Raw genomic sequence first — 18,964 nt, 5'->3', positions numbered from 1 at the left:
CTCCCATGCATAAAAGATCACTTAAGGCTTAAAAAGCCTTGGTTTAATCCGATTTTGAAGCCTATATCCTAAAAAAAGGCGCGGATGCATGATCCGCCGCCTTTCTTATCCATCTTACCCGCAGCTTGCAGGAGGTTCGTCCGATCCCGCTTCCACGTTGATTTTCTCTGAAACGGTATCCCGGATGACCGACATGACCAGCTGCAGCAGGTAGTTGATGTCGCTTTGGCTTTGCTGGAATTCGACGACGAGCGGGATGCTGTCGATCTCGTCCTGCAGTTCTTCCATTTCCTTTTCGATTTTCGCAACCATTTGCGGATTTTGGAACGATTCGAACGCCACAAGTTCCTTTTGCCGCTTTTTGAGCGTTGCGATCAGCTTTTGCACATGCTCATGATTGCGGATTTTTTCTTCAGCCTTCTGGTACTGTTTGACTTCTTCGCTGCCAGAGATCAGTTCCGCGAGTTCTTTGGCTTTTGCCATAATATCGTCGCGGATGATCAAATCCCTGGTATCGTATGACATCATGCCCAAACTATTGATACGACCCTTTTCTGTCACCTTACATTACCCCTATTCCGTTAAATTGACTCTTAATGAGTGAGTGCAGGAGCTTCGTTTGTTTCTGTCACGATTTCGCCTTTGATGTACCAGGTCATCGCATCGGTTATTTTGACGTTGACGAAGCTGCCGATGAGCTCCTTGCCGCCTTCAAAATGAACCAGCTTGTTGGTGCGGGTCCGTCCGGCCAATACGGAGGCGTTGTTTTTGCTTTCGCCTTCGACCAGAACTTCGACGATCTGTCCGCGCAGGTTTTCGTGGCTCTTGCGGCTGTGCACTTCGATGGCGCGATTCAGCCGCTGCAGGCGTTCGCTTTTAACCTCCATCGGGACGTTGTCCTCCATGACGGCGGCCGGCGTGCCCTCGCGCGGCGAATAAATGAACGTGTACGCGGAATCGAATCCGACCTCATTGACAAGCGACAACGTCTCTTCGAACTGCTCTTCGGTTTCGCCCGGGAACCCGACGATGATATCCGTCGTCAGGACGACGCCCGGAACGGCTTCCTTGATTTTCCGGACCAGCTCCAGATAGATTTCCCGGGTGTATTTCCGGCCCATGATTTTCAGGATTTCGTTGCTTCCCGACTGCACCGGCAGATGGATATGCTCCACCAGGTTGCCGCCTTTGCCGAGAACTTCGACCAACTGGTCGTCAAAATCCCGCGGATGGGACGTCGTAAACCGGATGCGCGGAATATCGATTTTGCGGATATCGTCCATCAGGTCGGCGAAGCTGTAGCTGATATCGGTGAAATCCTTGCCATAAGCGTTTACGTTCTGCCCGAGCAGCGTAATTTCCTTAAAGCCTTGGCGGGCCAAATCGCGCACTTCGGCGATGACGTCCTCCGGACGGCGGCTGCGTTCCTTGCCGCGGGTCATCGGCACGATGCAGTACGTGCAGAACTTATCGCATCCGTACATGATGTTGACCCATGCGCGCAGTCCTTCCCGTTTTTTCGGCAGGTTTTCGATGATGTCGCCTTCTTTGGACCAGACCTCGACGACCATCTCCTTGCTGAATAACGCTTCTTTCACCAAATGAGGCAGTCTGTGCAAGTTATGCGTTCCGAAGATGATATCGACGAACCCGTGTTTTTGCATGATGCGGTTGACGACGTTTTCCTCTTGGGACATGCAGCCGCAGACGCCGAGCAGCAGACCGGGTTTTTCTTTTTTCAGATGTTTCAAATGGCCGAGCTCGCCGAACACCTTGTCCTCCGCATTTTCGCGGATCGCGCAGGTGTTGAGCAAAATGATGTCGGCTTCCTTGCGGTCTTCCGTCGGCGTGTATCCCATTTCCTCCAGCATGCCTTTGATCGTTTCCGAATCATGCTCGTTCATCTGGCAGCCGTACGTATACACGATGTAATGCTTTCCGTTTCCGATCCCGCGAAGCTCCTCGGGCACGGCCGTTTCATACAGAACCTGGACTTCCTCCCGGCGGCGCTTCTTGCTTTGTCTATGGTTAGGCTCCGAAATAATATGAATTTCCCGACCTTTGATGCGAATGGTTTTGCCGTGTTCATCCTCTGACAGAACCTTGGCGTCGGAAAAATCAAAATATTTGGAGTAATCCTTCGTTTCCTTGGCCATGCTTTCGATCACTCCTTCAATTCCCTTGGGGACAAACCTTCAAGCCTAAAAAGGCATTCCAATAAATTATAGCATGAACATCCATCGTTAGCCACTTTCCTCCAACCAGAAAATCGTCGCTTTTACGAGCTGGCGGGTGCCGAAAACCAAGGTGTATGTAGGTAAGACGGGCGGTACGGGCTTCGCGAATAAAAAAACGGGAGATCAGGCTGTCGAGAAAGTCTCGACAGCCTTCTTTATGTTTATTTATTTTAAGACAGCACCGCGTTAATGTTGTATAATATAGATAACTACTCATGAACGGATGGTGTCTTGAATGCTGAGATCTAATCGGGAAAAACAACAAAGCTACGAATTCGTGTCAATTGAAGAGCTGGTTCCACAGGATCATTTGCTGCGGAAAGTGGACAAGTATATCGACTTCTCCTTTATTGACGATAAGGTTCGTCCTCTTTACTGCGCAGATAACGGGCGGCCAGCCATTGATCCGGTCGTTCTGTTTAAGATGATTTTTCTCGGTTATTTTTATGGCATTCGCTCCGAACGCCAGTTGGAACGCGAGATTCAAACGAATTTGGCTTACCGCTGGTTTTTAGGTCTTGGTCTAACCGATAAAGTCCCAGACCACTCCACCATTAGCTGGAACCGGCGGACTCGATTTAAGGATACTGACATTTTCCAGGAGATCTTTGACGAAATCGTCCTCCAAGCGATCTCGCACAAAATGGTGGGCGGGCGTGTGCTCATTACCGATTCGACTCACGTAAAAGCCAATGCCAACAAGCACCACTATACCAAGCAGGAAGTTCTGCAAAACACCAAGGACTATATTGACGAACTCAATGAGGCTGTGACGGAGGACCGCAAAGCGCACGGAAAAAAGCCCTGAAAGTACGAGAGGAAGTGAATGGAACCAAAGAAATTAAAGTGAGCACCACCGATCCTGAAAGTGGCTATATGATTCGCGACGGTAAGCCAGAGGGGTTCTTTTATCTCGACCACCGGACGGTAGATCTTAAATACAATCTCATTACCGATGTCCATGTTACGCCAGGAAATGTCCACGATTCGGTTCCGTATTTGTCGCGATTAGACCGCCAAAGAGAACGTTTTGGATTCAAGGTTGAAGCTGTAGCCCTGGATTCCGGTTATTTAACTACGCCCATTTGCCGAGGTTTACAGCAGCGAAAGATTTTTGCCGTTATTGCACACCGGAGATTTCATCCGAAGCAAGGTTTGTTTGCCAAATGGAAGTTTACTTACGACGCTGAAAGTAACACTTATATCTGCCCGGAAAAACACCAACTGACGTACCGGACTACCGACCGGAAGGGTTACAGGCAGTATGCGTCAGACCCGGAACATTGCAAGACCTGCCCGATGCTTGCGCAATGCACTCATTCCAGGAACCACCGGAAGGTACTGACCCGACATGTCTGGGAAGACAGCAAAGACTGGGTGCGAAATAACCGGCTAAGCCGAGACGGCAAGCAGTTGTACCGCAAACGAAAAGAAACGATTGAGCGAAGCTTCGCGGATGCCAAAGAGCTCCATGGGTTTCGCTATTGCCGTTTGCGCGGACTCTCAAACGTTACGGAACAAGCGTTGATGACGGCCGCCGTGCAGAACATGAAGAAGATGGCGATCCACCTGGATCGCCTGGAAAAGAGGGGGTAACCCTTCTTTTTTAGCAACTGCAAATGAAAACAAGAGAAACCCAACGTCTACAAGACGTGGGTTTCTCGACAATCTGACGGGAGATGGCTCTCCCGTTTTATCAACCCTATGCATGTAAAGCTGGCAATTAGTCAATGATTTCAGCGGTATCCCCGGTTTTGACGCCGGCCGCGTTTCCTTCATCGGTATCGATATGCATGTCCAGCGCAAAGGAATCGGACACGCGGGCAATGACGTTCTCGAATACGAGACCGCGTTCGCCGCCGACGCGAACCTTCAGCATTTGTTTGTCGGCGATTCCCCATTTTTCCGCATCGGATGTATGAAAGTGAATGTGGCGGGCTGCAACGATCACGCCCCGCTCCAGTTCGATTTCGCCTTTAGGGCCTTTCACTTTGATGCCCGGCGTTCCTTCGATGTTGCCCGATTCGCGCACAGGCGCTTTGACGCCGATCGCGAAAGAATCGGTCCGGGAAATTTCGAGCTGGCTGTCTTTGCGGGCAGGGCCCAAAATTCTCACTTTCTCGAACCCGCCTTTCGGCCCCATCACGGCAACCGTTTCATTGGCCGCAAATTGGCCCGGCTGGGACAAAGGTTTAAACTCGGTCAATTGATATCCTTCTCCGAACAGCACCTCGATGTGCTCTTGGGTCAAATGAATATGTCTGGCGGAAACGCCAACAGGTACAGTTTTACTCACGTGGATCACTCCTTATTTTTTCTCTATGATCTGTACGCCAAACCATTATACCTCCATTTACCCAAAAATAAAAAGGCGCTGCCGGTGAAGCAAGCACCTTCTGCGCCGATTATTTGCGTTTCGCTACAAGATTGTCAAAATATGAAGGGGCCCGCAGCCCTTCGAATTGGCAGGATGCCGGCTTCTTGGGGCAGCTGGACGGACGTTGGATCCTGATATGCAGACGCCCGCCCAGTTCCAGCATTTGGCAAGCGGACACGTTAACCGTTATCCGGCATTGGCGTTATCCCGTTCCGGCAGATGGCTCGTCAAAAACGACAGCGCATTCCCCGAAAACCATTTCCGGACCGAGGCTTCGGGAAAATGCCGGGACAGCAGCTCCGCGAATGCAGGGTATTTTCCGGGATGTTCAAGTCCCTCGATCCAGGAGTCGATCCCGTCGAAATCGGACCCGAGCATGAGGTGGTCATCCCCTCCAAGCGCGCAAATATGCTCAATATGGCGCAGCAGTTCCTCCGGTTTGACGGCCCCTTCGCCGCCTTCGCGCACGAACCACGGCACAAAGGTCAAACCGATCCGGCCGTTCATGGCGATGATTGCCCGAATCTGGTCATCGTTCAAATTCCGCGGATGCGCACAGACGGATTTAGCGTTGGAATGGGAAGCGATAAAGGGACGTGCGGTCCGTTCCGCGAGCTCCCAGAAGCCGGTTTCGGACAAATGCGAGACATCCAGGAGGAGTCCCGTTTCATTGGCCAATTCGATCAGCTTTTTGCCTTTTTCCGTAAATCCGCCGTTCCTTTGCTCAAGCACGCCGTCCGCCGCCCAATTGGCGTAATTCCAGGTGATGCCGAGAAAACGGACCCCAAGCTCATAACACATCCGGACATAATATAGGTTGCCTTCGAAGCCGTCGGCGCCTTCCACCGACAACAGTCCCCACGGAAGGTGACGGGAGCGACCGGAAGCCGCCGTTCCGATCGTTCGGCCAAGCTCCTCCGCATCCTCCTTCCATTTTAACCACCGGACGCCTTCCCCGGTCCGCATGACTCTCGTTTTAAACGCGTCGATCTGATCCAAAATGAATTCATAACGCGGAATTCCCCAGCTCTCGGGCAAATACATGGCAAAACATTGCAGCATGACTTCCCCTTCCAGCATCCGGTCATACGTTACGTCAAGCTGAGCCCCGTCTTTAAAAGACAAACCGTGGTCCTCTCTCATTTTGCTCAGTACGTCGCAATGAAAATCAATCACCGGAAAACTCACGTTTGTTAACTCCCTTCTCATGCCTCGCAAGGTCATCTTTTTCCAAAATGCAAAAAAACCTGTCTATCCCATATAAACTGAATGCCAGCCACGGACGTCGGCCCCTAAATCCCCGGCTTCATTCAGCTTATATCAATAAACAGGTTTCAACAACGTATCGGCGACCGGATTCATCTCGGTTCCACGATGAGCTTTATCGCGGTCCGGTCTTCCCCGTCGATCACGATATCCGTAAAAGCTGGAATGCAGATCAAATCAACGCCGCTTGGCGCGACAAATCCCCGGGCGATGGCAACCGCTTTAATGGCTTGGTTTAGCGCCCCCGCTCCGATTGCCTGCAGTTCAGCAGCACCACGTTCACGAAGCACGCCAGCTAGAGCACCGGCAACAGAATTTGGATTGGACTTTGCTGAAACTTTTAATACTTCCATGGTAAGAACCTCCCCTGGGAATGTTGATGGTTAGCTTCCACATAATAGATGTTATTCGTGAACGGTAAAATAATTCCTTCTTTTTGTCAATTTCACCTTCAAAAACACATCGATAGTCTCAGCATCCCATTTCCCATTTCCTAGAGGCTGGTTTGGTTCAGCTCATGATCCATTTGTCTTCGAGCAGCCGGATTTTTTCCATCTTTTTGGCTTTTCCCGTGGACTCGTCAAGCTGCACGAACAGCCCGTGGAACTGCCATTTTCCTTTATCCACCTCAAAGCGGACCGGCAGCTGGGTCTTGAATTTGCGCAAAACGGCTTCCCGCTCCATGCCGAGTATGCCGTCTTTCGGGCCCACCATGCCGGCGTCGGTCAAATAGGCGGTGCCTCCGGGCAAAATCGTATCGTCATTGCTTTGCACATGCGTGTGCGTGCCGACGACAATCGAAGCGCGACCGTCCAGGTGCCATCCCATCGCGATTTTCTCCGACGTCGCTTCGGCGTGAAAATCAACCAGGATGCATTTATGTTTTTTGCGCAGTTGATCGATGATTTCATCGCTTGTGCGGAACGGGCAGTCGATCGCCGGCAAAAACGTCCGGCCCTGAAGGTTGACGATGGCAAGCTCCTTCCCGTTCGCCTTAATGACCGCAGCCCCGCGTCCCGGCGTTCCCGGCGGAAAATTCGCCGGACGGATCATGCGCGGTTCGTCATCGATAAAATCGAAAATGTCCTTGTTGTCCCACGTATGGTTGCCCATCGTGATGCCGTGGACGCCCCACTCGAAAAAATCTTTGGCGATCGACTGGGTAATTCCTCGGCCTGACGCGGCGTTTTCGCCGTTGGCGATAATGACATGCGGGTTATATTTCGCTTTCAGGGAAGGCAGCGTATCCTTTAATGCCTTTCTGCCCACGCTTCCGACGATGTCTCCTATAAATAAAACGTTAATAACGTTCCCCTCCTTAAGTACGGACCTCCAAACGGGCCTAAAAAGATGAAAAGTGGCCTCTAACGCGGCCACTTTTCCATACATCATTATTTTGCGTATTCAACCGCCCGGGTCTCGCGAATAACGGTAACTTTAATATGCCCCGGATAGTCCAGTTCATTTTCGATCGTTTTCGTGATATCCCGTGCTAAGCGGAATGCTTCCGCATCATCGATTTTCTCAGGCTGCACCATGACGCGAACCTCGCGTCCGGCTTGAATCGCAAACGATTTTTCGACGCCCTCGAAGGATTCGGAAATTTCCTCCAGCTTCTCCAGACGTTTGATATACGTTTCAAGCGTTTCACGACGCGCTCCCGGTCTCGCCGCGGAAAGTGCATCCGCCGCGCCGACCAGCATCGCGATGACGGAAGTTGCCTCCACGTCCCCGTGATGGGATGCGATACTGTTGATGACCACCGGATGTTCTTTGTATTTCTTCGCTAGTTCCACGCCGATTTCAACGTGCGATCCTTCCACTTCATGATCCAGCGCTTTTCCGATGTCATGCAACAATCCGGCACGTTTGGCAAGCACGATGTCTTCCCCAAGCTCTCCGGCCATCAGTCCCGTGAGGTAAGCAACCTCCATGGAGTGCTTCAGCACGTTTTGACCGTAGCTGGTACGGAATTTGAGACGGCCCAAAATTTTGATCAAATCCGGATGCAGTCCGTGAACTCCCACCTCGAAGGTCGCCTGTTCGCCGTATTCGCGAATCCGTTCGTCGACCTCTTTGCGTGATTTTTCCACCATTTCTTCGATCCGGGCCGGATGAATTCGGCCATCCGACACGAGTTTTTCCAAGGCAGTGCGCGCAATTTCTCTGCGGATCGGATCGAATCCGGAAAGAATGACGGCTTCAGGCGTATCATCAATAATGAGATCAATACCGGTAAGGGTTTCCAGTGCCCGGATGTTCCGGCCTTCCCGACCGATAATCCGGCCTTTCATTTCCTCGTTAGGCAATGTCACGACAGATACCGTTGTTTCCGCGACATGGTCGGCAGCGCAGCGTTGGATGGCAAGAGTCACGATTTCGCGCGCCTTCTTGTCCGCTTCCTCCTTGGCCTGCTGCTCGATCTCCTTGATCATTTGTGCGGTTTCATGCCTTACTTCCTGTTCCACGTTGTTCAAAATAATGCTTCTGGCATCTTCCATCGTAAGATTGGAGATCCGCTCCAACTCAGCGACCTGAGTTTTATAAATCAAATCAATCTGCTGCTGAGTTTCTTCGATGCGCTTCTCTTTGTTAGCCACTTGTTCTTCTTTGCGTTCCAGCGATTCAATCTTTTTATCCAGCGACTCTTCTTTCTGCAACAATCGTCTTTCTTGCCGTTGAATTTCATTTCGACGCTCACGAGTGTCTTTTTCAGCTTCGGTACGGATTTTGTGGACTTCGTCCTTCGCCTCCAGTACCGTTTCTTTTTTCAGTGCTTCAGCTTCTTTCTTCGCATTTTCGATGATTTGCATCGCAGCATGCTCAGCACTTGAAATTTTAGCTTCTGCAAGAGATTTGCGAATAAAATATCCAATCACGAACCCCAAGAACAATCCGGCAACAACGAGAATGATCCAAAGCCATAGATAAGGCATAATTTCACCTCCTCGTTGGTTCCTCCAAGGTATTCCTTGGGATTTTCTTCAGTTGTCCATTCAACATGTTTCATCATTACACTAATCGCAAATCAACGATTCTAATCTCCCGCAAAAACGGGCATTATCCATATGAATTAGCGTTGCTGAATCTGACAGAAACGAGCCTTTTTTGGAAGGAAAAAGGGTTCTTTTCTATACAAGATTCATATTCATTTTAGTATTTGTGAAAAGATATTGTCAAGAGAGAGGCTTTCATAATATGTTAACATTTGCCTTAATCGAACGCAAAAGGCTCTTCGTTCTCGTCGGCTTCCCCGTCTTCGCGGACCAATTCATTGATCACCTTGCGAACGAGTTCCCCCGAGAATCCCCTGCGCATTAAAAAAGCGCCTGTTTTTCGCTTCTTGTCCATGCATTCGCCGCGGGTCTGCCTCCATTTTTTCCTCCCGACGGCCAAGCAGCTTTCGAACTCCTGCTCTTCGCTGACCTCGGCCAACGCTTCGCTGATCAGAAGGCTGTCGACGCCCTTCTGGCGAAGCTCCTGCTTCACCCAGGCCCTTCCCTTCTTCTGGCTTGAAATGCGCTGCTCGGCCCACTGCTTGGCGTACAGCTCGTCATTAATCAGGCCTTCCCGCTCCAGCCTGTCGAGGGCTTGCTCCGTAACAGCTTGCCCGAAATCCTTCTGCCGCAACCGCTCCGCCAATTCCTTTTTCGTCCGCTGCTTCCGTTCCAAGTATTTTAGCGCCTGGACGTACGCCCGCTGCTTTTCGTTCGCCAGCACGATCTCTTCAAGCTCCTGCTTCGTAAAGATGCTTCCCTTCAGCATCCGGTATTTGATCATCGTGTCTTCATGGATGAGCAGCATGTATTCGCCGATTGAGACTTGGTATTGTCCCCTTTGCTTGGGATGCCGCTCCACCGCGGTGATGACCAAATCCACGCCGTCCGGAAAAAGGCTGATATCCGCCATATCCTGCTGCTGCTCCTGCCGGTACGACCGATCTTGCCGGTTTCGTATGTCTTCCTGCACGTCCGCTTCCTCCTGCCCTGTTTCGCAATCAAGAAAAGGCGCTCTGGACGAATCGCCAGGGCGCCTTGGATTGAAGTCAAACTTTATTTATTCAAGCTCTAACAATTCCTGCTCTTCCAGCTGCTCTGCTTCCAGCTCGCTCGCTGATGGAGAAGGCACCACCGTCGTCAGATTGCTTGCTTCCCGAATCTTCTGCTCGATGGTATCGCAAATTTGCGTATTTTCTTTCAAAAACTGCTTCGCGTTTTCGCGGCCTTGGCCCAGGCGCTCCCCTTCGAAGGAATACCATGCACCGCTCTTGTTGACGATATCCAATTCCGTGCCGATATCGATGATGCTTCCTTCCTTGGAAATGCCTTCACCGTACATGATGTCGATCTCCGCCTGTTTGAACGGAGGCGCCACCTTGTTCTTGACCACCTTGATCCGGGTACGGTTCCCGACCACGTCATTGCCCATCTTGATGCTTTCTACGCGGCGAACGTCGAGGCGCACCGAAGAGTAGAACTTGAGGGCTCGTCCGCCTGGAGTCGTTTCGGGGTTACCGAACATGACGCCGACTTTCTCGCGCAGCTGGTTAATAAAGATGGCAATCGTCTTCGATTTGGCGATCGCGCCGGACAGCTTGCGCAACGCCTGCGACATCAGGCGGGCCTGCAGGCCGACGTGGGAATCGCCCATCTCGCCTTCGATCTCGGCCTTAGGAACAAGCGCCGCAACCGAGTCTACGACGATAATGTCTACCGCTCCGCTGCGGACGAGCGCTTCGGCGATTTCCAGCGCTTGCTCGCCCGTATCCGGTTGGGATAACAAAAGCTCGTCAATATTTACGCCCAGCTTGCTGGCGTAAAGCGGATCCAAAGCATGTTCCGCATCGATAAACGCGGCTTGTCCGCCAGCCTTTTGAACTTCGGCGATGGCATGCAAAGCCACCGTCGTTTTACCGGAAGATTCCGGACCGTATACTTCAATGACGCGGCCTCTTGGAAGTCCGCCGATACCTAATGCTATATCCAAAGCCAGGGAACCGCTGGGAACGACTTCCACCTGCATGTGGATCGATTCGCCCAATTTCATAATGGACCCTTTACCGAATTGTTTCTCTATCTGACGAAGCGCGATTTCAAGCGCAGCACGACGATCTGACAATAAACTCACATCCTTCACCGTTTATATTGATATCATACCTTGTTTTGGAACGTTTGCCAAGCATTTTTTCGAACATACATTCGTTTTTTTTGTTTTCGGCCCATTTCTCCTTCCGGCTGGAAGCCGCGGCCCGGAAAAGAAAAGAACCGCAGCAAATCCTTATTTGCACGGTTCTTCCGTATGCTCGTATTATACCTCTTTTGAACGCCGAAGCACAACTGCCCTTCGAAGGGGAAGGCCTCACTTGGAAATTAATCTCAGCCAGAGCCGGTAAAGCAGCGTCTTGACCGAACGGACCCGGACGCTCTCCCGGTTGCCGCCCTGCCGCAGTTCAAACACCTCGGTATCTTTTCCACGCTCCGCAAGGCCGACGTACACCAGGCCGGCAGGTTTGCCTTCGGAATCGCCCGGTCCGGCAACCCCCGTGACCGACAGCCCGAAATCGCTGCCCGTGATCGTCCGAACCTGGTCGGCAAGGGCTTCCGCCACTTCGCGGCTGACCGCCCCCGGAGCCTGCTCCCCTTCGAGCAGCGAACGCGGCACACGTAGAAGCTTCTCTTTCATCTCGTTGGAATAACATACGAATCCGCCGAGAAACATCGCCGAGCTGCCCGGGATCGCCGTGATGCTCTCCATCAGCAACCCGCCCGTGCAGCTTTCGGCCGCGCTGAGCGTCAACCCGCGCTCCGACATGATCTCCACGATCTTTTGTTCGATCGGCATGTCCGTGTTTGCGTATATATGCCCCGGAAGGCGCTCCTGAATTTTGGCTTCCATCGCCTCCAGCTTTTTCTCCGCCTCGGCCTCGCTTGCGGCCTTCGTGGATAGCCGCACCGAAACCTCGCCTTCCTTGGCGTAAGGGGCGATGGTCGGATCGCTCTGGGCCTGGATCAGATCAAGCAGCTTATCCTCCAGCAGCGATTCGCCGATGCCGGCAAACTTCAGCATCCTGGAATAAATCGGCATTTCATCCGTCAAGGCATGCCGCTGCAGCCATGGTTTCGCCTGCCGGTCGAACATCGGCTTCATTTCTTTTGGCGGACCCGGGAGAACGATGTAAAATTTGCCGTCCTGGGCGATGGCCACTCCGACCGCCAAACCGGTTTCGTTCGGAAGCGGCGTGCACCCTTCGATGACGAGCGCCTGGCGGCGGTTGTTTTCCGTCATGTCCCGGCCGCGGCTGACGAAAAATTCCTCCACCTGCTCCATCGCCGCAGCATCGATATGCAATTCGCGCCCCAGCACGGCTGCAAGCGCATCTTTGGTCAGGTCATCCTGGGTTGGTCCGATTCCGCCGGTCAGAAGCAGAATGTCCGCCCGCTCCGAAGCCAGCTCGATGGCATGCTGCAGACGCCCCATGTTGTCGCCGACGACCGTTTGGAAATAAACGTCGATCCCCATGGCCGCAAGCTCCCGGGATAAGTACTGCGCGTTCGTGTTCAAGATTTGCCCCAGCAGCAGTTCAGTTCCTACCGCGATAATTTCCGCTTTCATGCTGTCACTCCTCCTAGAAATCGGCGCATCCAAGACGCCCCGCTTAAAAAATTTGGCACGATACGGCGAATGTGCCGTATAAAAAAGATATATCCTCCTCCGGGCAACCAGAAACAGCGGAAGTTCTTTCCGTCTGATGAAAGAAAAAGCAATAGGATTGAACCTATTGCCGTTTACGCATTGGATAGCCGAAGCAGATGTTTGTTTTTGACGAAATAATCGATACCCGAATAAATCGTGATCAACGCAGCCGCCCAAGTGGCGATCGTGTCCAGCGGAATGCCGATCAGTTCAAATGGGAAGTTGTTGATGAGCATCAGGATAATGGCAACGATTTGAACAACCGTCTTCGCTTTTCCCCATTTGCTCGCGGCTACGACCGATCCGTCCAAAAGCGCGATCTGGCGCAGCCCGGTCACCGCGAACTCGCGGCTGATGATGACGACCGCAATCCACGAATCGCATTTCCCCATCTCGACGAGGGAGATCAGCACCGCCGCCACAAGGAGCTTATCCGCCAAAGGGTCAAGCAGCTTACCCAGATTCGTAACCATGTTGTTCTTCCGCGCCAAATAACCGTCTATACCGTCCGTGCTGGCCGCCAAAACGAAAATGAATGCAGCGACAAGCTGATTCAAGGGCAGCTCGTAAGAATTCCAAACCAATGGTTTAGGATAGAAGCTGAAATCCACCAAAAGAAACACCATCATGATCGGAATCAAACAAATTCTTGCAATGGTAATACGGTTGGGCAAATTCAATGTGCACCCTCCCCGGATCAAGCAAACTTGATGAATGAATTCAAATGATCGGCACCAAGGTACCGGAAACAGCTATGTAAAAACATCCACATGCACTTCTCCCCAAGTATAATATAACGTTTTATTCCCTGTCAAAAGCCCGAGGGGAGCGCCTTTCGGGGCAACCAATCCCCGGCGCGTGCCTGCCTGGGAAGTTATTTGAAGTTCGTGAACTGCAAATCAAGCGGAAGGTCCGCCTTGCGCAAAAGCTGCATGACAGCCTGCAGATCGTCCTTGCTTTTCCCCGTCACGCGGATTTGGTCGCCTTGGATTTGGCTTTTGACCTTCAGCTTGGAATCGCGGATGAGCACGTTGATTTTTTTGGCGTTCTCCTGGTCGATTCCCTGTTTCAAGCCGATGCGCTGGCGGACCGTTCCCATCGAAGCCGGTTCGATTTTGCCGTAATCCACGTTTTTCAGGGATAGGCCCCGTTTGATCATTTTCGACTGCAAAATGTCAATGACCGACTTGATCTTGTATTCATCGTCCGAAACGATGACGAGCGCGTCCTTTTCCAGCTTCAGGCTGCTTTTGCTGCCTTTAAAGTCAAAGCGGGTTTCGATTTCTCTTTCCGCCTGGTTGATGGCATTGTTCATTTCCTGCAGATCGAACTTGGAAACGATATCGAATGAATTTTCGGAAGCCATTGCTACACGTCCTTTCTTAAAACTTCATGTCATATTATATGAAAATGTTGCGGACAAGTCTAATGTATTTATGCGAATCTTTGCCGGGCGGCGGATAACACCCCGCCAACATCCCACCGTCAAACGCCAAAAAGACATTCCTTCCGGGATGCGCCCGAAAGAAATGTCTCCTGCGGCTATGCCTTGTCGCGGTCAGGGACCGGTTGTCTGAACATGTTGAGAATCCCCAGCACGACCCATGCCAGTCCAAAACCCAATATGCCGTACCCCCAAGCGTTGGGAGTCAAATAGTACCCGAGGAGGCTGACAATAACGCCAATACCGGTTACGATCCAGCTGATTGCCATCGTTCCTGCACCTCTTTCATGGGAGATATGAACTTTATGCCAATAGTTCTATTGTCTCCGCGAGGATACGGGCTTATTCGTTTTGAAAAGCGGCTTGGATCAATCGTTGCCGGACGCGGAATTCGAATCGCCGCCGTCCGCCGCATTGCCGGTATTGCTGCCGGAAGACTGGTCTCCGGTCGTATTCACGGTGCCGGAATCCACGAGATTCAGCAGTATGCGGGATACCGATTTGCCGTCGGTGACCGTCTGGCCGCCCACCGTGATCGTCGTTGCCGGCGAATAGCCGGATTTGATGTACAGGCCTGCGGAATCAAGCGTGAACGACATGGAGTCGCCGCTTTTCGTTTTGCCGAAAGAAAGCTTCTCCCCATGGATGTTTTGGCCTCTGTAGACCTCCACCCAGCTTTCGCCCGACGCTTTGATTTCGACCGTCACCGGAGCTCCGGCAGGAGCGGCCACTTTAAAGATGGTGTCCTTGCCTCTCTTCCGATCCTTTTCAACCGTGACGGCCTGATTTCCCGGAGGGGTAACCGTACCGTTGTCGGTCGTCGTGCCGCCGTTGTCCGTCGTGGCATTGCCGTTATCGGTCGACGTATTGCCGTTATCGGTCGTCGTTCCCGTCCCGTTCTCCGGCGGCGTCGTCTGCTGATTGCCTCCGGCCGTTCCTCCGCCGGTTTCGTTTTGGCCTTGCGGGGTGTTATCTTTGTTTTCACCCGCTTTGTCCTGACCGGCCGGCGGCGTCGTGGTCGTATTGGCGGCCTCGTTTTTCGAAGGATCCTGCTGGTTTTGGGTCACCTTGGCCGGATCGACGCCGTTGGACTTCGGTTGGGTTGCGCTGCTGGCGTACCAATAGATCACGACGATGATCAAAATCGGAAAAATCCACATCAGCGTCGTGGAAAGCCATTTGACGTTGCGCTCCGAAGAACGGGTACTGCTCCGTTTCTGGATCACCGGCTCCATGACCGGTTCGGGTTCGGCCGGCGCCTCCTGCTTATGTCCCTCCAGCAGCAGATCCGGATCCAACCCGACCGTTTCCGCGTATGTTTTAATGAAGGCCCTCACGTAAAAGCTCCCGGGCAACACCTTATAATCCCCTGCTTCGATGGCCTCCAAATATCTTTTTCTAATTTTCGTCATTTCCTGCACGTCGTCCAGACTCATTCCCTTTTGCAGTCTGGCTTCTCTCAATTGCTGTCCAAGTTCGGACATGCCATCACCTCCTCATCCAAAAATTATATGTCGTCATTATAAGAACTGGTAAATGTATCGTATATGATTTCCTCGTTCGGATTGTTGCGCAATTCAACGATAATGTCGAAATCGTCGTACGTATATTCGGACTCCTGCACAAAAACATCCGGATGCTCGATCACTTTCGTGCTTGGCATCCGCATAATGTTTTGCAGCAGATTATAATGGCGTTCGTTCGAACGGATCGTGCTGACGATGCCGTCGATGATAAACACGTTGGCCGGATTCATCTCGTCTTCGGAAAGCTGGCTTCGGACCGTCTGCCGGAGCAGCGTCGACGATACGAACGTCCACCGCTTCATGGCGCATACGCTGCCCGCGATGATCGACTCGGTTTTGCCGACGCGCGGCATGCCCCGCAGGCCGATGACCTGATTGCCGCTCCTTTTAAATAATTCACCCAAAAAATCGACGAGTAATCCGAGTTCGTCCCGGGTAAACCGAAACGTTTTGCGATCATCGGAATCCCGGTCGATGTACCGTCCGTGCCGGACGGCGAGAATGTCGACCAATTTGGGCTCGCGCAGCGCGCAAACCGTAATGTTGTCCACTTTTTTCAGCATCGCCCCCATGAGGCGGATCTTTTCTTCGTCATCGGTTTCAAGCAGCATGCCCCGGGTTTTCCCCTCCACGCCGTTGATCGTCAATATGTTTACCTCCAGCATGCCCAGCAGGGACGCGATATCCCCGAGCAGGCCCGGACGGTTTTTATGTATGCGGTATTCCATGTACCACTGTTTCGGTTGTTTCGTTTGATTCGCTTCCACCATGACACCCCATCTGAGCTTTTCCCGCACATTTCGACAAATTCAACTCAAGCCTCGGCCGCTTCCGATCATGCTGCTTCAATGCCGTAATGTCGGGTCACGTTAATGATATATAAAATGCTTGTGAAAAACAAGTTCAATACTGTAACCATTAGAGAAAAAGCCCCCTTACGGGGGCTTCTCGATGGCAAGGATTCAGATGAGCGATGGTTTGCGTCAAAGCACCCTTCAAACCGATCAGACGTTTTTCTTCGCCAGTTTGATCATCAAGCGCGCAATCGTGCGCCGTTCCTCTTTGTTGCCGACTTCCCATAACTCTTTAAGAGCGCGGTTCGAAGAGTTTTGGGGATCGACTTTCGCATCCAGAAAATCACCGATTTCATACGCAAGGTTGGCGATCGTTTCTTCGCTCATTCCCATCTTTTCGGCTTGGATGACGCGTTCGCCCAGAAACTTTTTCCAGGTATCGAAATTTTTGATTACGGTCATTGATAAGTCCTCCCTTAGCTATGGCGCATGAGATTTAAAATCAACAGTTGTAATATAACCTCAAGAACCATTGCCTATGCAGGGAAGACGCCATTGGCCGTTAACAGCTTCAGGTAATCCAGCCCCCGTTGGGACTGATCACTTGGCCGTTGATATAACCGGATTCCGGCAGCGCCAGGAAATAGACGAGGGACGAAATTTCATCCGGGGTGGCCAGTCGCCCTGCCGGAATTTCCTCCTCGAGCATTCGCTTCTCTTCCGGGTCCAAATGCCCCAGCATCTCCGTGTTCACCGCGCCGGGCGCGACGGCGTTGACGGTCACTCCCGAAGGCGCAAGCTCTTTGGCCAATGCCTTGGTAAACGCGTTGATGCCTCCTTTGGTCGTGGAATACAGCACTTCGCAGGAGGCCCCGGAAATGCCCCATACCGAAGACATGTTGATGATCCGCCCGTAACGCTGCGAAACCATATGCGGCATAAACGCCTGCGTGCACAAAAACAATCCTTTCAAATTGACGGCCATGACTTCGTCCCACTGCTCCTCCGTCACGTCCGCAAGCATGCCGTAATGCGAAATGCCGGCGTTGTTGATCAAAATGTCGGGCATCAGCCCGTGGCTTTCCAGCTTATCCTTCATGCGCGAGATCTGGCCTTTGTCCCTCAAGTCCGCCGAAACCGTCAATACTTTGGCGCCGTGCTGCATGCAGCGGCGGGCAACGTCATTGGCCGCTTCATGCGAAGCGCCGTAATGGATGACGACGTTCATCCCCACCTGCGCAAACCGTTCGGCGATGGCCGCTCCGATCCCTCGGCTTGCGCCCGTGACCAGCACCGTCGTGTCGCCGAGCGCTTTGGCCAAGCTCTCCTCTCCCCGACTTTCCATTAAGGATTCACCACGATCGATACCGCCATCTGATTCCAATCCACGTGTTCCTTCAGGCGGTCGTTGACTTCCTGCAGCGTAATGGACTCATACACTTGCACGACGGAGAAAAAATCGCTGCCGCGGAACTGGTAGCGGGTAAATTCATGGGCGATGTTTTCCGGCGAATTGAGCATGCGGAGATATCCGCCGATTTTCTTTTTCCGCGCCCGTTCGAAATCCGATTCCTTAAACCCGTTTTTCAGCACGTTGTCCACTTCCTCGCGGACTCTCGCCAGCAATTTGTCCGGATCGGGCGTGTCACCGCCGACCGCGGAAAACGCGTACTGAGGCGAGCTGTTGTACTCATGCGAAAAGCTGTCCGAAATGAGCTCCTCGTCATACAGCTTTTGATAAAGCTCCGTGCTTGTGCCGAACAGCAAATCGAGCATCAGCTTTGTCGTCAAATCGCGGCGGAGCAGCTCGCTGCCGGTAAAGCCGACCGTCTTTTCCTTGAAGCCGAACAGGCATTTCGGCATGGATACCGCCAGTTTGGCGACGCGGCGTTTTTCCGCGACCTCCACGTTTTCCGGCTCGAAAATGCGCTCGATTTTGCCCTGCGGTTTGTAATCCTTAGCCGCCTGATTGGCCCGAACAAGCTCGAACACTTCCTCCGGATTGACGCCGCCCACGACGAACAGCAGCATGTTGCTCGGATGGTAAAAAGCATTGTAGCACGTATAAAGCGTTTCTTTCGTAATGGTGCTGATCGATTCCACCGTGCCGGCGATGTCGATATGGACCGGATGGATCTGATACATCGCTTCGATCAGGCCGAAATAGACGCGCCAGTCCGCGTTATCGAGGTACATGTTGATTTCTTGGCCGATGATGCCCTTTTCCTTCTCCACGTTTTGGTCCGTAAAATAAGGATGCTGCACGAAATTGATCAGCGTCTCGAGATTCGCCTTGACGTTTTCGGTGGCGGAAAAAAGATATACCGTCTGGTCAAAGCTGGTGAACGCGTTGGCGGATGCCCCGTTGGAAGCGAAGGTGGCAAAAATGTCCCCCTCCGGCTCCTCGAACATTTTATGCTCCAGAAAGTGGGCGATGCCGTCGGGCACGGAAACCTCTTCCTGTCCTTCCACGCGGAAATGGTTGTCGACCGAGCCGTATTTGGTCGCAAACGTGGCGTATGTTTTTTGGAATCCGGGTTTGGGCAGCACGTACACGTGAAGCCCGTTGTCCATCACTTCCTTGTACAGCGTCTCCTGCAAGTTGTCGAACTGAAGTTTTTCCACCG

At 52.3% G+C, this 18,964-nt stretch carries 19 protein-coding genes; 1 reads left to right on the top strand and 18 read right to left on the bottom strand.

What is annotated here, in order from left to right:
- Positions 1-114: 114 nt before the first annotated feature.
- Positions 115-528: a RicAFT regulatory complex protein RicA family protein gene (locus NYE48_RS09855; protein ID WP_052146784.1), complete on the bottom strand. Its 414-nt coding sequence runs from the start codon at positions 526-528 to the stop codon at positions 115-117.
- A 65-nt stretch (positions 529-593) separates the two neighbouring features.
- A complete protein-coding gene (miaB, locus tag NYE48_RS09850) occupies positions 594-2,156 on the bottom strand; it encodes a tRNA (N6-isopentenyl adenosine(37)-C2)-methylthiotransferase MiaB (RefSeq protein WP_340998304.1) in 1,563 nt (520 codons plus the stop codon).
- 316 nt (positions 2,157-2,472) lie between these two features.
- On the opposite strand from miaB, the gene NYE48_RS09845 reads away from it, so the two are divergent.
- Positions 2,473-3,833, top strand: a protein-coding gene (locus NYE48_RS09845; protein ID WP_340998301.1) for an IS1182 family transposase whose coding sequence is annotated in 2 segments (ribosomal slippage) — positions 2,473-3,043 and positions 3,043-3,833 — 1,362 coding nt in all. Because the reading frame shifts where the segments join, the coding sequence is not laid out codon by codon here.
- A 127-nt stretch (positions 3,834-3,960) separates the two neighbouring features.
- Here NYE48_RS09845 and pduL read toward each other — a convergent pair.
- The 16 genes from pduL to yfmH all read right to left on the bottom strand — a co-directional run bounded on the left by pduL (position 3,961) and on the right by yfmH (position 18,962).
- Positions 3,961-4,533 (bottom strand): phosphate propanoyltransferase, encoded by a 573-nt coding sequence (gene pduL, locus NYE48_RS09840; RefSeq protein ID WP_212948991.1) that lies wholly within the window; start codon positions 4,531-4,533, stop codon positions 3,961-3,963.
- 267 nt (positions 4,534-4,800) lie between these two features.
- Complete coding sequence (locus tag NYE48_RS09835) at positions 4,801-5,823, bottom strand: dipeptidase (RefSeq protein ID WP_445323959.1); 1,023 nt, start codon at positions 5,821-5,823, stop codon at positions 4,801-4,803.
- A 149-nt stretch (positions 5,824-5,972) separates the two neighbouring features.
- Complete coding sequence (locus NYE48_RS09830; RefSeq protein ID WP_006286829.1) at positions 5,973-6,233, bottom strand: stage V sporulation protein S; 261 nt, start codon at positions 6,231-6,233, stop codon at positions 5,973-5,975.
- A gap of 157 nt (positions 6,234-6,390) precedes the next feature.
- Positions 6,391-7,185: a TIGR00282 family metallophosphoesterase gene (locus tag NYE48_RS09825; protein ID WP_341000623.1), complete on the bottom strand. Its 795-nt coding sequence runs from the start codon at positions 7,183-7,185 to the stop codon at positions 6,391-6,393.
- 86 nt (positions 7,186-7,271) lie between these two features.
- The gene (gene rny / locus NYE48_RS09820; protein ID WP_036707039.1) at positions 7,272-8,816 is read right to left on the bottom strand and encodes a ribonuclease Y; all 1,545 of its coding nucleotides are present in this window, start codon (positions 8,814-8,816) and stop codon (positions 7,272-7,274) included.
- Between the two features lie 277 nt (positions 8,817-9,093).
- Positions 9,094-9,789, bottom strand: a complete 696-nt coding sequence (locus tag NYE48_RS09815; protein ID WP_341000622.1) for a regulatory protein RecX — start codon at positions 9,787-9,789, stop codon at positions 9,094-9,096.
- Between the two features lie 147 nt (positions 9,790-9,936).
- Positions 9,937-10,998, bottom strand: a complete 1,062-nt coding sequence (gene recA, locus NYE48_RS09810) for a recombinase RecA (RefSeq protein ID WP_340998294.1) — start codon at positions 10,996-10,998, stop codon at positions 9,937-9,939.
- A 240-nt stretch (positions 10,999-11,238) separates the two neighbouring features.
- Entirely contained in the window at positions 11,239-12,492 is a 1,254-nt protein-coding gene (locus NYE48_RS09805) for a competence/damage-inducible protein A (RefSeq protein WP_340998293.1), read from the bottom strand.
- 173 nt (positions 12,493-12,665) lie between these two features.
- Entirely contained in the window at positions 12,666-13,253 is a 588-nt protein-coding gene (gene pgsA, locus NYE48_RS09800) for a CDP-diacylglycerol--glycerol-3-phosphate 3-phosphatidyltransferase (protein WP_036707035.1), read from the bottom strand.
- 194 nt (positions 13,254-13,447) lie between these two features.
- The gene (locus NYE48_RS09795) at positions 13,448-13,939 is read right to left on the bottom strand and encodes a YajQ family cyclic di-GMP-binding protein (RefSeq protein ID WP_340998292.1); all 492 of its coding nucleotides are present in this window, start codon (positions 13,937-13,939) and stop codon (positions 13,448-13,450) included.
- A 176-nt stretch (positions 13,940-14,115) separates the two neighbouring features.
- Positions 14,116-14,286, bottom strand: a complete 171-nt coding sequence (locus tag NYE48_RS09790) for a hypothetical protein (protein WP_197069909.1) — start codon at positions 14,284-14,286, stop codon at positions 14,116-14,118.
- A gap of 99 nt (positions 14,287-14,385) precedes the next feature.
- Positions 14,386-15,501, bottom strand: coding sequence for a RodZ domain-containing protein (locus NYE48_RS09785; protein ID WP_340998290.1), 1,116 nt, complete (start codon positions 15,499-15,501; stop codon positions 14,386-14,388).
- Positions 15,502-15,524: 23 nt separating this feature from the next.
- Positions 15,525-16,313: a DUF3388 domain-containing protein gene (locus NYE48_RS09780; RefSeq protein ID WP_036707025.1), complete on the bottom strand. Its 789-nt coding sequence runs from the start codon at positions 16,311-16,313 to the stop codon at positions 15,525-15,527.
- Between the two features lie 234 nt (positions 16,314-16,547).
- A complete protein-coding gene (locus NYE48_RS09775) occupies positions 16,548-16,799 on the bottom strand; it encodes a DUF3243 domain-containing protein (protein WP_036707022.1) in 252 nt (83 codons plus the stop codon).
- A 109-nt stretch (positions 16,800-16,908) separates the two neighbouring features.
- A complete protein-coding gene (gene ymfI, locus NYE48_RS09770; RefSeq protein WP_212948982.1) occupies positions 16,909-17,682 on the bottom strand; it encodes an elongation factor P 5-aminopentanone reductase in 774 nt (257 codons plus the stop codon).
- The gene (yfmH, locus tag NYE48_RS09765; protein WP_036707018.1) at positions 17,682-18,962 is read right to left on the bottom strand and encodes an EF-P 5-aminopentanol modification-associated protein YfmH; all 1,281 of its coding nucleotides are present in this window, start codon (positions 18,960-18,962) and stop codon (positions 17,682-17,684) included. The genes ymfI and yfmH overlap by 1 nt, the downstream gene beginning before the upstream one ends.
- Positions 18,963-18,964 lie beyond the last annotated feature (2 nt).

Source organism: Paenibacillus sp. FSL M7-1455, assembly GCF_038004655.1.
GTDB lineage: Bacteria > Bacillota > Bacilli > Paenibacillales > Paenibacillaceae > Paenibacillus_AQ > Paenibacillus_AQ cookii.
Note: the sequence above shows the minus strand (reverse complement) of the source record. Positions and strands in the feature narration are given on the sequence as shown.

Bases quoted from the DNA above. Each gene is read 5' to 3' on its own strand.
- NYE48_RS09855 (WP_052146784.1), bottom strand. From the start codon at position 528: ATGATGTCATACGATACCAGGGATTTGATCATCCGCGACGATATTATG.
- miaB (WP_340998304.1), bottom strand. From the start codon at position 2,156: ATGGCCAAGGAAACGAAGGATTACTCCAAATATTTTGATTTTTCCGAC.
- NYE48_RS09835 (WP_445323959.1), bottom strand. From the start codon at position 5,823: ATGAGAAGGGAGTTAACAAACGTGAGTTTTCCGGTGATTGATTTTCAT.
- NYE48_RS09830 (WP_006286829.1), bottom strand. From the start codon at position 6,233: ATGGAAGTATTAAAAGTTTCAGCAAAGTCCAATCCAAATTCTGTTGCC.
- rny (WP_036707039.1), bottom strand. From the start codon at position 8,816: ATGCCTTATCTATGGCTTTGGATCATTCTCGTTGTTGCCGGATTGTTC.
- NYE48_RS09815 (WP_341000622.1), bottom strand. From the start codon at position 9,789: ATGGCGGATATCAGCCTTTTTCCGGACGGCGTGGATTTGGTCATCACC.
- NYE48_RS09805 (WP_340998293.1), bottom strand. From the start codon at position 12,492: ATGAAAGCGGAAATTATCGCGGTAGGAACTGAACTGCTGCTGGGGCAA.
- NYE48_RS09795 (WP_340998292.1), bottom strand. From the start codon at position 13,939: ATGGCTTCCGAAAATTCATTCGATATCGTTTCCAAGTTCGATCTGCAG.
- NYE48_RS09790 (WP_197069909.1), bottom strand. From the start codon at position 14,286: ATGGCAATCAGCTGGATCGTAACCGGTATTGGCGTTATTGTCAGCCTC.
- NYE48_RS09785 (WP_340998290.1), bottom strand. From the start codon at position 15,501: ATGTCCGAACTTGGACAGCAATTGAGAGAAGCCAGACTGCAAAAGGGA.
- NYE48_RS09780 (WP_036707025.1), bottom strand. From the start codon at position 16,313: ATGGTGGAAGCGAATCAAACGAAACAACCGAAACAGTGGTACATGGAA.
- NYE48_RS09775 (WP_036707022.1), bottom strand. From the start codon at position 16,799: ATGACCGTAATCAAAAATTTCGATACCTGGAAAAAGTTTCTGGGCGAA.
- ymfI (WP_212948982.1), bottom strand. From the start codon at position 17,682: ATGGAAAGTCGGGGAGAGGAGAGCTTGGCCAAAGCGCTCGGCGACACG.